10 protein-coding genes and 1 pseudogene are annotated in these 14,386 nt (G+C 73.7%); 2 read left to right on the plus strand and 9 right to left on the minus strand.

From position 1 onward, the window contains the following. The first annotated feature begins 12 nt into the window (after positions 1-12). Positions 13-421: pseudogene (locus AB0N31_RS09835) on the plus strand (cupin domain-containing protein). 289 nt (positions 422-710) lie between these two features. Here the strand turns inward: AB0N31_RS09835 and AB0N31_RS09840 are convergent. Continuing rightward, the gene (locus tag AB0N31_RS09840) at positions 711-893 is read right to left on the minus strand and encodes a hypothetical protein (RefSeq protein ID WP_363089137.1); all 183 of its coding nucleotides are present in this window, start codon (positions 891-893) and stop codon (positions 711-713) included. A gap of 597 nt (positions 894-1,490) precedes the next feature. On the opposite strand from AB0N31_RS09840, the gene AB0N31_RS09845 reads away from it, so the two are divergent. Further along, positions 1,491-2,945 (plus strand): serine/threonine-protein kinase, encoded by a 1,455-nt coding sequence (locus AB0N31_RS09845; RefSeq protein ID WP_366057934.1) that lies wholly within the window; start codon positions 1,491-1,493, stop codon positions 2,943-2,945. On the opposite strand, the gene AB0N31_RS09850 is transcribed toward AB0N31_RS09845, so the two are convergent. The 8 genes from AB0N31_RS09850 to AB0N31_RS09885 all read right to left on the minus strand — a co-directional run bounded on the left by AB0N31_RS09850 (position 2,912) and on the right by AB0N31_RS09885 (position 14,357). After that, positions 2,912-3,730: an RNA methyltransferase gene (locus AB0N31_RS09850; protein WP_366057881.1), complete on the minus strand. Its 819-nt coding sequence runs from the start codon at positions 3,728-3,730 to the stop codon at positions 2,912-2,914. The genes AB0N31_RS09845 and AB0N31_RS09850 overlap by 34 nt on opposite strands. A gap of 78 nt (positions 3,731-3,808) precedes the next feature. Continuing rightward, the gene (gene cobA / locus AB0N31_RS09855; protein ID WP_366057882.1) at positions 3,809-5,041 is read right to left on the minus strand and encodes a uroporphyrinogen-III C-methyltransferase; all 1,233 of its coding nucleotides are present in this window, start codon (positions 5,039-5,041) and stop codon (positions 3,809-3,811) included. 139 nt (positions 5,042-5,180) lie between these two features. After that, entirely contained in the window at positions 5,181-9,143 is a 3,963-nt protein-coding gene (gene cobT, locus AB0N31_RS09860; RefSeq protein ID WP_366057883.1) for a nicotinate-nucleotide--dimethylbenzimidazole phosphoribosyltransferase, read from the minus strand. Positions 9,144-9,489: 346 nt separating this feature from the next. Next, the gene (cbiE, locus tag AB0N31_RS09865) at positions 9,490-10,728 is read right to left on the minus strand and encodes a precorrin-6y C5,15-methyltransferase (decarboxylating) subunit CbiE (protein ID WP_366057884.1); all 1,239 of its coding nucleotides are present in this window, start codon (positions 10,726-10,728) and stop codon (positions 9,490-9,492) included. Positions 10,729-10,822: 94 nt separating this feature from the next. Further along, positions 10,823-11,461 (minus strand): GNAT family N-acetyltransferase, encoded by a 639-nt coding sequence (locus AB0N31_RS09870; protein ID WP_366057885.1) that lies wholly within the window; start codon positions 11,459-11,461, stop codon positions 10,823-10,825. A gap of 192 nt (positions 11,462-11,653) precedes the next feature. Further along, a complete protein-coding gene (locus AB0N31_RS09875; RefSeq protein ID WP_366057886.1) occupies positions 11,654-12,484 on the minus strand; it encodes a MetQ/NlpA family ABC transporter substrate-binding protein in 831 nt (276 codons plus the stop codon). Positions 12,485-12,564: 80 nt separating this feature from the next. Continuing rightward, positions 12,565-13,308 (minus strand): methionine ABC transporter permease, encoded by a 744-nt coding sequence (locus tag AB0N31_RS09880; RefSeq protein WP_366057887.1) that lies wholly within the window; start codon positions 13,306-13,308, stop codon positions 12,565-12,567. Beyond that, entirely contained in the window at positions 13,305-14,357 is a 1,053-nt protein-coding gene (locus tag AB0N31_RS09885) for an ATP-binding cassette domain-containing protein (protein ID WP_366057888.1), read from the minus strand. The genes AB0N31_RS09880 and AB0N31_RS09885 overlap by 4 nt, the downstream gene beginning before the upstream one ends. Positions 14,358-14,386: the final 29 nt, after the last annotated feature.

Raw genomic sequence — 14,386 nt, forward strand, 5'->3', positions numbered from 1 at the left:
AGGAGGAGATCCGTGGAACACATCACCAGCACCCCCACCGTCGAGGTCCCCGCCGAACGCTTCACCGGCGACGTCCACCTCAACCTGATCGAAGCCCCCACTGAGCCGGCCCGCCCGGCCATCGGCCGCGTCCGCTTCACCCCCCGGCACCCGGACCAACTGGCACTCCCATGCCAACGGCCAGACCCTCCACATCACCGACGGCATCGGCCTGGTCGGCACCCGCGACGGCCGCGTGGTGCGGGTGAGCGCCGGCGAGACCGTGAAGTGCCCCGCCGGTGAGGAGCACCGGCACGGCGCCGCCGACACCACCCTCATGGCCCACATCGCCGTGGTCGTCGGCGACGGCGATGGCACCACCTGGCTGGAGCCCGTCACCGACGAGCAGTTCGCACAGGCTCTGGCCTCGACCGCCGGCTGACCCCCTCCCGGCTTCACCGCTCGCCGTTTTCGTCCGGCTCCGGGCGCGTGGGCACCTCGGTGAACGTCCCGTACGCCCCGGCCCGCCCATCGGCCAGAAACTCCACCGGGACGACCGGACCGCAGCCGGCACCGGCGTCCGCCCGGCGGCCGGCGGCCGAAAAGGGCAATGCCGGCGCAGCTCCCCAGCTGCGCCGGCATTTTTTGCCGTCCGCCGCACCCCCGTCCCCACGGGGTTTCATGGATGGATGTCCCCGCCCGGACCGCTCTTCCGGGCCTGGGGTCGCCGCTCAGCGCCCCAGCATCACACCCACGGACGACGCTTGTGTGGCCACTGTCTCCCAGCCGTCGAAGACGACGAGGAGCAGGACCGCCAGGGGAAGGGCCATGACCGTCGCCACCAGGGGGTGGCGGCGGCCCGTACGGCGGGGTCGCGCGGTGCGGAGGTGCGTCCGCGGTGCCGTGTGGGCCATGGTCCCTCTCCTGACCGTTCTCCGTTGTCCTTGGCGAGCGGCGGGTGTCTGACCTCGGGGGACGAGTGCTGCACCCGCCGCTCGACCTCAAATCTAGGCGGGCGGCGGGCGCCGGGCGTCATGCCCTCGTACCGATTGCCGGGCCTCCCGGAGGATGAGCCATGACCTGCGGAGTACTCCCCTGGGTGGAGACGTGGTCCCGGGTCTCGGGGTCTTCCCGGAGAGGGTGCCCGGTGCGGGCCGGTTTTCCCCAACTGTCCCCACCGGGTGATTTCGCTCACTTCCGCCACCCCTGGGTGCACCCCGGTCTCCCTCCGGCGGCCCGCTGGACCGGCCGCCTCGTCAGGGGTTCGCGTCGTCCCGCCGGCGTCGGCGGCGCTCTGCGCCCGGTCGGCCCTCACAGGGGCAATCCCCCTTCTGCGACCGGTGGTTGTGATCACGGAAAAAGCGAAGTGAGCCTGTCCGCCGGGTCGCTGACCCCTCTTCACGTCCCCTGCCCGGCACGGACAATCGGTGGGACCGAGAGGGCGCGGCCTCTGCGCGCGGACGGCCGTGGAAACGTAAGCTGTGCCACGTCACACGGACCGGGCAGCGGGGATGAACATGGCGATGATGCGCCTGAGGCGCGAGGACCCGCGCGTCGTCGGCTCGTTCAAGCTTCACCGACGGCTCGGCGCGGGCGGGATGGGCGTCGTCTACCTGGGCTCCGACAAGAAGGGGCAGCGGGTCGCGCTGAAGGTGATCCGGCCCGATCTGGCCGAGGACCAGGAGTTCCGGTCGCGGTTCGCGCGTGAGGTGTCGGCGGCACGGCGGATCCGGGGCGGGTGCACCGCCCGGCTGGTCGCGGCGGACCTGGACGCCGACCGGCCGTGGTTCGCCACCCAGTACGTGCCCGGCCCCTCGCTGCACGACAAGGTCGCCGACGACGGTCCCCTCGGGGCGGCCGAGCTGGCGTCGATCGGGGCCGCCCTGTCGGAGGGGCTCGTCGCCGTTCACGAGGCCGGGGTCGTGCACCGGGACCTGAAGCCCTCGAACATCCTGCTCTCCCCCAAGGGCCCGCGGATCATCGACTTCGGCATCGCCTGGGCGACGGGTGCCTCCACGCTCACGCACGTCGGTACGGCGGTCGGCTCGCCCGGGTTCCTCGCGCCGGAGCAGGTGCGCGGTGCGCTCGTCACGCCGGCCACCGACGTCTTCTCGCTCGGCGCCACCCTCGCCTACGCCTCGACCGCCGACTCCCCCTTCGGGCACGGCAGTTCCGAGGTGATGCTGTACCGGGTGGTGCACGAGGAGCCCCATCTGCACGGCGTCCCGGACGCCCTGGCCCCGCTGATCCGGGCCTGTCTGGCGAAAGATCCGCAGGAGCGGCCCAGCACGCTCGACCTTTCGCTGCGGCTGAAGGAGATCGCGGCCCGTGAGGCCCACGGTCCGGCCGAGGTGCGGCCGCCCGCGCCGCGTGCGGGTGAGGCCGACCGGGCCACCGGGCGGCTGGCCGACACCAGCTACCCGGAGCGCACGCTGCGGCAGCCCGGTCCGCCGCCGTCCCGCGGCGGAGTGCCGTCCTCGCGCGGGTCCGTGCCGCCCAGGGGCGGGACGCCCTCACGCGGCGGCAGCGCCTCGCGCGGCGGCGGCAACCCCTCGTCCCGTTCGGGGGCCCGGCCGACCCCGGCCTCGCGGAACACGGGCTCCTCCCGGAACACGGGCTCCTTCCGCAACACCCGTTCCGGCAGCGGCAGCAGACCCGCGCCGCGCAGCGGGACCGGCCGGCGGACACCGCGCGCCACGGGCACCGGACTGCGGCCCGCCAATCCGCGGCTGCTGCGGCAACGGCTGTTCGTCTTCGTCGTGGTGACGCTGCTCGTGGCGCTCGGCATCGCGGTCGTCCAGGGTTGTCAGGGCCCGGCCCGGGGACTCGGCGACGAGAACGACGTCGTACGGCACCGGCACCAGGCGCAGGCGGACGTGCGGGAGGCCGGTGGCGAGCCCGGCGGGCGGTCGTCCGCGGGGGCGGGCGGCGCCTATGCCGACGGGCGGCCCGTCGCTACGGCGTAGAAGGCGACGGCGGCAGCGGCGCCCACGTTGAGGGAGTCGACGCCGTGGGACATGGGGATGCGGACCCATGCGTCGGCGGCGACCAGGGCCTGGGTGGAGAGGCCGTCGCCCTCCGCTCCGAGCATGAGCGCGACCCGGTCCATGGTGTGGGGCGCCGCCTCGTCCAGGCTGTCGGCCTTCTCGTCGGGGGTGAGGGCGAGCAGCGTGAGGCCTGCCTCGCGGACCGAGTCCAGGCCCTTGGGCCAGGTGTCCAGGCGGGCGTACGGCACGGAGAAGACCGCGCCCATCGAGACCTTCACGCTGCGGCGGTACAGGGGGTCGGCGCAGTCCGGGGAGAGCAGGACGGCGTCCATGCCGAGGGCCGCCGCGGAGCGGAAGATCGCGCCGACGTTGGTGTGGTCGTTGACCGATTCCATGATCACGACGCGGCGGGCGGTGCGCAGGAGTTCCGCCGCGGCCGGAAGCGGCTTGCGCTGCATGGAGGCCAGGGCCCCCCGGTGGACGTGGTAGCCGGTGACCCGCTCGGCGAGCTCCGGGCTGACTGCGTAGACCGGGGCCGGGAGCTCGTCGATGACGTCGCGCATGACGTCGACCCACTTGGCGGACAGCAGCATCGAGCGCATCTCGTAGCCGGATTCCCTGGCCCGTCTGATGACTTTCTCGCCCTCGGCGATGAACAGGCCCTCGGCGGGCTCGCGCCTGCGGCGCAGCTCCACGTCGGTCAGGCCGGTGTAGTCGCGCAGGCGCGGGTCGTCGGGATCCTCGATGGTGATGAGATCGGCCACAGCGGTGATACTGCCTTGTCCTGAGTGCGGTGCCAACGGCCTGGCAGGGGTCTGTTACCGGGGGTTACATACCGGTGGTCACGCCGGGGCCGGCAGGCCGACGCCGACGACCTCGCCGATGACGATGACCGCGGGCGGCCTGACCTCCTGGGTGCGGACCGTCTCGGCGACCGTCGTCAGGGTGGCGTCGACGCGGCGCTGGGCCGCCGTCGTGCCTTCCTGGACGAGCGCGACCGGGGTGTCGGCCGGCTTGCCGTGCGCCATCAGCGTCTCCGCGATCTTCCCTATCTTGTCGACCCCCATCAGGATCACCAGCGTGCCGGTGAGCTTGGCGAGGGAGGGCCAGTCGACCAGGGAACGCTCGTCGTCGGGGGCGACATGGCCGCTGACCACGGTGAACTCATGGGCGACCCCGCGGTGGGTGACCGGAATACCGGCCGCACCGGGGACGGAGATCGAACTGGAGATGCCGGGAACCACCGTGCAGGCGATGCCGGCCTCGGCGAGGGCCTGGAGTTCCTCCATGCCGCGGCCGAAGACGTACGGGTCGCCGCCCTTGAGCCGGACGACCGACTTGCCCTGCTTGGCGTGCTCGATCAGCGCGTTGTTGATGGCCTCCTGGGCCATGTACCGCCCGTACGGGATCTTCGCGGCGTCGATCACCTCGACGTGCGGCGGGAGTTCGGCGAGGAGGTCGCGCGGGCCGAGGCGGTCCGCGATGACGACGTCCGCCTCGGCGAGGAGGCGGCGGCCGCGGACCGTGATCAGGTCGGGGTCGCCGGGGCCGCCGCCGACGAGGGCGACGCCGGGGGTGCGGGTGCGGTGGTGGGGCGCGACCAGGGTGCCGTCGCGCAGGCCCTCGACCACCGCGTCGCGGATGGCCGCGGTGCGCCGGGGGTCGCGGCCCTTGGCGTCCGTGGTCAGCACGGCGACGGTGACGCCCTCGCTGTGGCCCGTCGCGGGGGTCCAGGCGGTGGCCGCGTCGGCGTCGTCGGAGCGCACGCACCACACGCGGTGGCGCTCCGCCTCGGCGGAGGCGGCGGCGTTGGCGTCGGGGTCGCTGGTGGCGATCAGGGCGTACCAGGCGTCGGCGAGGTCGCCGAGGGCGTAGACCCGGCGCTCCCAGGTGATCTCACCCGCGTCCGCCATCGCCTCGACGGAGGGGGTCGCCTCGGGGGACACGAGGAGGACGTCCGCGCCCGCGGCGATCAGGGCCGGCAGGCGTCGCTGGGCGACCTGGCCGCCGCCGATGACGACCACACGGCGGCCGGTGAGGCGGAGGCCTACGGGGTAGGCGGGGTGTTCGGCCATGAGGGGCGGCTCCTCGAACGGGCGGAGGCGGGCGCTGCGGCTCTGGAGCGGCCCTGACGTGCGCATTTTAGAGGTGGGTTCAGCGTACGGCGGGGTCGGGGGCATGCAGGAGCGCATGCCCGCCGACCCCGGGGGCGTCCTACTTCTCGGTCACTCCCGCCGAGTCGAAGGTCGCCACCTCGTGCATCGCCCGTGCCGTGCTCTGGACCAGCGGAAGGGCCAGCAGGGCGCCGGTGCCCTCGCCCAGGCGGAGGTCGAGGTCGACCAGGGGGCGCAGACCCAGCTTGTTGAGGGCGGCGACGTGGCCGGGCTCGGCGCTGCGGTGGCCCGCGATGCAGGCCGCGAGGACCTCGGGGGCGATCGCGCGGGCGACCAGTGCGGCGGCGCCGGCGCTCACCCCGTCCAGGATCACGGGCGTGCGCAGGGACGCGCCGCCCAGCAGGAGGCCCACCATCGCCGCGTGCTCGAAGCCGCCGACGGCCGCGAGGACCCCGATGGGGTCGGCCGGGTCGGGCTGGTGGAGTTCCAGGGCGCGGCGGACGACCTCGGTCTTGCGGGCGAGGGTCTCGTCGTTGATGCCGGTGCCGCGGCCGGTGACCTCGGCCGGGTCGGCGCCGGTGAAGACCGAGATGAGGGCCGCGGAGGCCGTCGTGTTGGCGATGCCCATCTCGCCCGTGAGGAGAGCCTTGTTGCCGGCCGCCACCAGGTCGCGGGCCGTCTCGATGCCGACCTCGATGGCCTGCTTGGCCTCCTCGCGGGACATCGCAGGGCCGGTCGTCATGTCGGACGTGCCCGCGCGGACCTTGCGGGGCAGCAGGCCGGGGGTGGCCGGGAGGTCGGCCACGACGCCGACGTCCACGATGCAGACCTCGGCGCCCACCTGGTTCGCGAAGGCGTTGCAGACCGCACCGCCGCCGAGGAAGTTGGCCACCATCTGCGCGGTGACCTCCTGCGGCCAGGGGGTGACGCCCTGGGCGTGCACCCCGTGGTCGCCGGCGAAGATCGCGACGGCCGCGGGCTCCGGGATCGGCGGCGGGCACTGGCGGGACAGCCCGGACAGCTGCGCGGAGATGATCTCCAGCATGCCGAGCGCGCCGGCCGGCTTCGTCATGCGCTTCTGCCGTTCCCAGGCCTCGCCGAGCGCCTTGGCGTCCAGCGGGCGGATCCCCGCGACGGTCTCGGCGAGCAGGTCGTGCGGGTCCTCGCCGGGCAGCGCGCGGCGGCCGTACGTCTCCTCGTGGACGACCCACGACAGGGGACGGCGCTTGGCCCAGCCCGCCTGCATCAGCTCGGGCTCGTCCGGGAACTCGTCGACGTACCCGACGCAGAGGTAGGCGACGACGTCGAGGTGCTCGGGCAGGCCGAGGGCGCGGACCATCTCGCGCTCGTCGAAGAAGCTGACCCAGCCGACGCCGAGGCCCTCGGCGCGGGCCGCCAGCCACAGGTTCTCCACGGCGAGCGCGGAGGAGTACGGCGCCATCTGCGGCTGGGTGTGGCGGCCGAGGGTGTGGCGGCCGCCACGGGTCGGGTCGGCGGTGACGACGATGTTCACCGGCGTGTCGAGGATGGCCTCGATCTTCAGTTCCTTGAACTGCTTGGCCCGGCCCTTGGGCAGGGACTTCGCGTAGGCGTCCCGCTGCCGCATCGCCAGCTCGTGCATCGCGCGCCGGGTCTCGGCGGAGCGGATCACGACGAAGTCCCAGGGCTGCGAGTGGCCGACGGAGGGCGCGGTGTGGGCGGCCTCCAGGACGCGCAGCAGCACCTCGTGCGGGATGGGGTCGCTGCGGAAGCCGTTGCGGATGTCCCGGCGCTCGCGCATGACCTTCAGGACGGCCTCGCGCTCGGCGTCGTCGTACGCGGGGGCGGCGGGGCCGGTGGACTTCCGTACGTCTTCCACTGCGGCCGTGCTCTCTTCCTGGTCGGCGGCCCTGGTGTCCGGGTCCTCCGGGTCCTCCGGGTTCTGTGCGGCCTGCGGATGGGGCTCCTGCACGGGGTCGGCCTCCACGACGACGGGGTCCGGGGCGGCGGGGTCCGCTTCGCGGGGGGCGGGGATGTCCGCCGACGGGGCGACGGCGGGCGGCGCGGCCGGGGTCGCCTCGGGAAGGGACACCTCCTCGGCCACTGCCGCCTCGGGGGCGGGCGCCTCGGCCACGGCTGCCTCGGGCGCCGCTGCCTCGGGCGTGACCTCGGGGGTCACCGGCTCGTCGGCGGGGAGCACGAGGGCGTGCGGCGGGGTGGGAGCGAGGTGCGGGGTGGTCGGCACCGTGCCCTCCACCGGCACGAACTGGCCCAGCGGCTGGTGCGGCTGGGGCTCCGGGGAAGGGACGGGCTCCATGGGCTGGAGGGCTGCTGCGGCGGGGGCGGCAGGCGTCGGGGCCGCCTGCGGTGCGTCCTGGGCCGTCGCCACGACGGGACCGGAGGCGTCCGGGCTCTGGGACGCGGGGTCCTCCGTGAGGTGGACGGGGTCCTGCGGGTGCTCCTGCTGCTGCGGGACCGGGCCGGGGTGGACGTCCTGCGCGGGCTGAGCGAGGAAGGCGTCCAGGGCGGACTCGGTGGGCTGGGCGCTCGGGGCGGGCTCGGCGGGCGGTTCCGTCCCGGCGTGCTCCGGGACCGTCTGCCCGGGCTCCGGCTGGTGATCGAGCTGCTGGGCCGCCCGATGGCCCGGCTGCTGGTCCGGCTGGTGCACAGGAGCCGACTCGGCGAGGGCGGCCTCGGGGGCGGAGGTCTCGGCGGCCGGGGGCACCGGGCCGGGCACGACGACGTCCGGTGCCGGGGCGGGGGCTTCCGGCGCGGGCGCGACGGTCACCGGCTCGGGCAGCGGCGTGACCGCTTCCGACGTGGTCGCTTCCGACGCGGGCGCGGCTGCCTCCGGAGCGGCGACCGCGTGCTCGGGCGCCCGGCCCGGGGCGGGCACGGCTCCGGCCGCCTGGGAGGCGTCCGGGGTCGGGGGCAGGCCTGCCGGGGGCTCCTGCGCGGGATCCGGCGCGACGACGGCCTCGGGCACCTGGGGAGGCTCGGGAGCCTGAGGGGCGACGGGCACGGCAGCCTCCGGCGCCTGCGGAACGACGGCTTCAACGGCCTCCGGGGCCTGCGGAGTGGGCGCGACCTCGGTGGCGGGTGCCTCGGGGGTCGCGGCGGGCGCCGGAGCCTCGGGCGCCTGGACGGTCTCGGGGGCCGGCACCTCGGCGGGCGCCTCGGCCGCCTCGGCGGGCGGCGCCGCCCCGTCGGCGGGGACCGCGTCCGCGTCGGGGGCCCGGGAAGCGTCGGGCCCCTGAGGAACTCCGGGCGCCGAGGTGTCCGGCGCGGGCTCGGGTACCTGTGCCACCGGCTCCGGGCCCGGTCCGGGCACGGCGTCGGCGGTCCGGGCCGGGTCCGCCGGCTGCGGCACCGGGGCCGCGGGCACGGTCGCCTCGGCCGCCGCGGGCACGGTCGCCTCCGGTGTCCGGGGCGTCCGCGTGGCGTCCTCGGACTGCGGGGCGCCCGTCTCCGAGGCCAGGCGGGCCATGACCGCCTGGGCCGCGCCCTGCTGCTCGGGCCGCTGCCGGGCCGCCGGGGCAACCGTTTCCGCAGGGGTCGCCCCCGGGGCGACCTGCGGCTGGACGGCGGGCTGCGCGCCCCACGGCGCCGCGCCCTGCGGAGGCATGTCGCGCAGGTGCTGGGCGTCGAGGTACTCCGGCCCGGAGGCGGGCGTGCCCGGGTGGCGTACCGGTGCGCCCGCGGGGCCGCGGTCGGCGAGGGAGCGGACCGGGCTCGCGGAGGTGTCGGGGATGGGCGGGCCGAGATGCAGGGGGCGTCGCGGCGCCGCGGGCGGCGCCGACGGGTTCGGGAGGCGGACGGCACCGAGGTCGACGGAGCCGGTGTCACGACCCGCCGTCTCGTGCGGGCCGGGTTCGTGCACCGCCTCGACCACGGGCTCCGGCGCGGGCGGCGCCACCTCGTTGCCCCAGGCGCTCTGGGCGCCGGGCAGCAGCAACAGGTCTTCGTCCTGGGCGGTGGTCTCGGAGAGGTAGGTGTACGCGCCGGGCGCGGGGACGCCCTGCTGATCCACCATGCCTGCGTTCTCCGGCAGTCCCTCGCCCGGAACCTGGCCGGTGTCGGTCATGCGTACCCCTCGCCCATCGGTTAGTGCTCCTACGACCAGCTCACCCGGAACGGCGCACCGACCGCCCCGTAGTGAAGAACGAGCGTCCGCGCCCAGCGGCACGAACGACCCGCCCGGAAAAGACGACAAAGCCATTCAGTGGCATTGTCGCGGCCGTTGCCGCGTCGCGACAGCTTGATCCGCGACGCTCCGCTGTGGACTGCGCCACGTTGCGCGCCCTCAGGTTCTGCCGTACCACACCCACCCCGAAACAGACGCGTTTTCCGGACATCGACCGAGGAAAAGCCGGGTGCCCGAATGCGGTACGACGATCGGCCAGCCTACCGCGCGCGGCAGGACGACGGGATCACGGGGAGGGCGGACCGGGTCGGTCCGAACGGTCCGGCAGAACCCCGCTGAGCAGGAACGCGACGCTCCGCTCCGTCTCCGTCCAGGCCCGCGTGTCGAGTTCGACGGACTGGACGAGCGCGCACTCCACGCGGTAGCCGTGCTCGGTCAGGTCGCGGCCGACGAGTTCGGCGGCGTCGCGGGTCATGGCGTGGGTGACGATGCGCTGCGGGCGGCGGTCGGCGACCGCCGAGACGACGGCGGCTCCCCCGCCGCCGACGCGGACGACGTCCGGTTCGGGCAGGTCCTCCAGGACGTGCGGGGCGGTGCCGCGGACGATCTGGAGCTGGACGCCGAAGCGGCGCGCGGCGGCGTCGGTGCGGGCGCACGCCTCCAGGGCGCGGTCGACGGCGATGACGGCCGCCCCGGCCCGCGCGGCCTCGGTGGCGAAGGCGCCGCTGCCGCAGCCGATGTCCCAGACGAGGTCGCCCACCCGCGGTCCGAGCCGGGCGAGTTGGGCCGCCCGCAGCAGTTGCGCCTCCCCCTCGCCCAGTCCGCCGCCGTACTCCCCGGCGGGCAGGGTCCAGCCGCGGGGGCCGGTGCCCGGGTCGCGGCCGGCGATCCAGCCGCCGTCGCCCGCCGGCGGCGTGCCGGTGGTGCCGCCGATGACGATGACGACGTTGGGGTCGCGCCAGGTGTGGTCGACGGCCTTCTCGGAGGTGACGACGCTGACCTGTTCGCGGTCGGTGCCGAGTTCCTCGCAGACGACGAAGGTGCGGTGGACGCCCTCCATGAGCAGTCCCAGCTCGGCGGGGCCGGCACCGGGTGAGGTGAGGACCGCGACCTTGGGGTGGGCCCGGCACACGTTCACCGCCCGGCGCAGGGTGCGTCGGTGTGCGACGACCACCTGGGCGTCGTCCCAGGGCATGCCGGCGCGGGCGAACGCGGCGGCGACGGAGGAGACGGCCGGGACGACCTCGACCTCCAGGCCGAACTCGGGTGCGCGCAGGGTCCGTACGACGCCGAAGAAGCCGGGGTCGCCGTCGGCGAGGACGACGGCCGTGCCGCGGTGGCCGGCGATGCGGCGGGCGGCGAGGGCGACGCTGCCGAGGCGGATGCGTTCGGCGGCGGGGGGAACTTCGGGCAGTGCCAGGTGGTGGGCGGCACCGGCCACCAGGGTGGCGGCACCCAGGGCCGAACGGGCGGCGGCGGTCGGCGGCGAGCCGTCCCAGCCGATCACCGTGACGCGGTCGGCCATCGTCGTCTGTCTCCCGTGGGTCTGCGCGGCTGGCGGGGCTCCGTGAGAGTACCTGGTCGCGCGGGCCGGGCGGCGGCGGTGCGGTGCTCCGAGATCAGTTCCAGTCGCCGTACGACGGGTAGCCGCCGCTCTCCGTGAGGTGCTCCCCCGCGCCCTCGATGTCCTCCGGGAGGAGGCTCCACACGATGAAGTCGGTGCGCGCCTCGCTCCAGGTGCCGTCGTCGGCGCGCACGCGCGCTATGCAGGCGCCGCGCAGGACGCCCTCGCTGATACAGCCGATCTTCTGCGCGACCTGCTGCGAGGCGGTGTTGTCGGCGGCCGTGCGCAGTTCGATGCGTTCGAGCTTCTGGTCGGTGAACAGCCACTGGGCGGTGGCGAGCGCGGCCTCGGAGGCGTAGCCCTCGCCGCGGGCCCAGGGGGCGATGATGTACGACAGTTCGGTGGACCGTACGTGCCAGTTGGTCTTGCCGAGCTGGATGACGCCGACGAGCCGCTGGGTGAGGAACTCGGTGACGGCGAGGTCGAGTCCGCGTCCGGAGGTGCGTTCGGCGGGGGCGTACTCGGTGATCCAGGCGCGGGCGTTCTCGGCGGTGAAGGGCTGGGGGACGGGGGTCCAGGCCGTGACCTGTTCGTCGTTCATCATCTCGGCCAGTGCGGGCACGTCGTCCTCGTCGAGGGGACGCAGCACCAACCGCTCCGTGCTGATGGAGATGCTGGGGAAGGTGCTCGTCATGCGCCGCTCCGTAACCTTCGAAACCGTCAGGGTCCGACCTGGTTGGCCGTCAGGCCCGCTGAACTGCTCAGCATGCAGCATGAAAGCACCGGGTCGCATCACGGGGTCCGCACCGGCGGACGGCGCGGACCCCGTGATGAACTTGTTCGTCCCCGTCAGGACTTGACCGGCCGGGAGGAGCCGGAACCCGGGTCAGAAGGACGCGATGACGGAACCGGCGTACTTGTCCTCGATGAACTTCTTGACCTCGGGAGAGGTGAGGAGCTTCGCGAGCTTCTGCACGCGCGGGTCGTCCTCGTTGCCCTCCTTGACGGCGAGGAAGTTGCCGTAGGGGTTGTCCGTGGCGGACTCCAGGACGAGGGCGTCCTTCGAGGGCTTCAGGTCGGCCTCGATGGCGTAGTTGCCGTTGATGACGGCGGCGTCCACGTCGTCCAGGGAACGCGGGGTCTGGGCCGCCTCGAGCTCCTTGAACTTGAGGTTCTTCGGGTTCTTGCTGATGTCGGCGGGGGTCGCCGAGTTGCCCGCGCCGTCCTTGAGCGTGATGAGGCCGTTCGCGGCGAGCAGCTTCAGGGCGCGCGCCTCGTTGACGGTGTCGTTCGGAACGGCGACGGTCGCCCCGCTCTTGAGGTCGTCGGCGCTCTTGAACTTGCTGGAGTAGAGGCCGAGCGGCTCCAGGTGGACCGTGACGACGGGCACGATGTGGGTGCCGTTCTTCTTGTTGAAGTCGTCGAGGTAGGGCTGGTTCTGGAAGTAGTTGGCGCCCACCGAGCCGTCCTCCGTCGCCGTGTTCGGCGTGACGTAGTCGGTGAACTCCTTGACCTCCAGGTCGAGGCCCGCGTCCTTGGCCAGCTCGTCCTTGACGAAGGTGAGGATCTCGGCGTGCGGGACGGGGCTCGCGGCGACGATCAGCGGGCCGCTCGTGTCGGCGGAGCCGGAGCCCTTGTCCGAGCCGCACGCGCCGAGCCCGAGGGTGAGGGCTCCGACGGCGAGGACAGCGGTGGTGATCTTGGCGGTGTTACGCACGAAAAGTGCCTTTCCTGAGATGGTGCGTCCCCGCGGTGGGTGTGCGGGGGAGAACGGAGGGGGTGGCGCAGGGGGTGCGGTCAGCTCTTCCTGACGGTGTCGGTGGCGACCGTGCCGGGGAGGACGCCGCGCAGCGGCCTGAAGAGGAGCAGGGGGGCGCCCTTGCCGGTGCGCCGGTGCAGGGAGCGGGCCGCGAAGTCCCCGCCGAACTGGAGCAGGGAGATGACGACGGCCAGGATGGCGACGGTGATCCACATCAGGCCGGTCTCGAAGCGCTGGTAGCCGTAGCGGATCGCGATGTCGCCCAGGCCGCCCGCACCGACGGTGCCCGCCATGGCGGAGTAGCCGATCAGGGCGACGACGGTCGTGGTGGTGCCGGAGATCAGGGACGGCAGCGCCTCGGGGACGAGCACGCTGCGGACGATCTTCCAGGTGCTGCCGCCCATGGACTGCACGGCTTCCACGAGTCCGCTGTCGACCTCGCGGACGGACATCTCCACCAGACGCGCGAAGAAGGGGATCGCGCCGATCGCGAGCGGCACGATGGCGGCCTCGCGGCCGATGGTCGTCCCGGTCAGCCAGCGGGTGAAGGTCATCAGCGCGACCATCAGGATGATGAACGGCATCGAGCGGGCGACGTTCACCACCTGCCCGATCACCTTGTTGGCGACGACGTTCTGCAGCAGGCCGCCCCGGTCGGTGAGGACCAGGAGGATCCCGAGGGGAAGACCGCCGACGACGGCGATGAGCGTGGACCAGCCCACCATGTAGAGGGTGTCCCAACACGCCTGCTCCAGCAGGGGCTGCATTTCGGACCAGGTCACTTGGCACCGTCCTTCACCAGCCGGGGCCGCTCGTCGGCGGCGCCCGGTACGTCGATCTGAAGACCCTGTTCGCGCAGGAAGCCGATCGGCACCACGTTGTCCTCGTAGCGGCCGGGCAGTTCGATGCGCATCCGGCCGACCTGGAGGCCGCCGACGGTGTCGATGGCCGCGCCCAGGATCGAGATGTCGATGTTGTAGGTGCGCGACAGCTGGGAGATGACCGGCTGGGTCGCGGCCTCGCCCTGGAAGGTGACGTCGAGGACGGTCCGGTCGCCGCCGGTCGCCTCCCCGCCCACCGGGAAGAGCGCGGCGGCCAGTCGGGAGCCCGGCGTGGCGAGCAGCTCGCTGACGGTGCCGGACTCGACGACGCGGCCGCGCTCCATGAGCGCCGCGGAGTCGCAGATCGACTTCACCACGCCCATCTCGTGGGTGATGAGCAGGACCGTCAGGCCCAGTTGTCGGTTCAGGTCGCGCAGCAGCTGGAGGATCGACCGGGTGGTCTCCGGGTCGAGGGCGCTGGTGGCCTCGTCGGAGAGCAGCACCTTGGGGTCGCCGGCGAGGGCGCGGGCGATGCCGACGCGCTGCTTCTGGCCGCCGGAGAGCTGGGCGGGGTAGGCGCCCGCCTTGTCGGCGAGACCGACGAGGTCGAGCAGTTCGAGCGCCTTGCGGGAACGTTCCCTCCCCGACTTTCCGAGGATTTCCAGCGGCAGCTCGACGTTGTCCCGCACGGTCCGCGACGACAGCAGGTTGAAGTGCTGGAAGACCATGCCGATACGGCTGCGCGCCTCGCGCAGTTCCCGGCCGGCGCGCGGGCCGCGGCCGGCGAGGGCGGTGAGGTCCTGGCCGGCGACGGTGACCGTGCCGGAGGTGGGGCGCTCCAGGAGGTTGACGCAGCGGATCAGCGAGGACTTGCCGGCGCCGGACTGGCCGATGACGCCGTACACCTCACCTTCGCGGACGTGCAGATCGACGCCGTCGAGGGCGATGACCTCACGACCGCGCGAGCGGTCGGCCCCGTAGATTTTCGTCAGGCCCGTGGTGGTGATCACGTGGGTTTCCGTCACTGTCGAGTGCGCGG

This window comes from Streptomyces sp. NPDC051051 (genome assembly GCF_040682975.1).
Taxonomy (GTDB): Bacteria; Actinomycetota; Actinomycetes; order Streptomycetales; family Streptomycetaceae; genus Streptomyces.

Bases quoted from the DNA above. Each gene is read 5' to 3' on its own strand.
- cbiE (WP_366057884.1), bottom strand. From the start codon at position 10,728: ATGGCCGACCGCGTCACGGTGATCGGCTGGGACGGCTCGCCGCCGACC.
- AB0N31_RS09840 (WP_363089137.1), bottom strand. From the start codon at position 893: ATGGCCCACACGGCACCGCGGACGCACCTCCGCACCGCGCGACCCCGC.
- cobA (WP_366057882.1), bottom strand. From the start codon at position 5,041: ATGGCCGAACACCCCGCCTACCCCGTAGGCCTCCGCCTCACCGGCCGC.
- AB0N31_RS09870 (WP_366057885.1), bottom strand. From the start codon at position 11,461: ATGACGAGCACCTTCCCCAGCATCTCCATCAGCACGGAGCGGTTGGTG.
- AB0N31_RS09845 (WP_366057934.1), top strand. From the start codon at position 1,491: ATGAACATGGCGATGATGCGCCTGAGGCGCGAGGACCCGCGCGTCGTC.
- cobT (WP_366057883.1), bottom strand. From the start codon at position 9,143: ATGACCGACACCGGCCAGGTTCCGGGCGAGGGACTGCCGGAGAACGCA.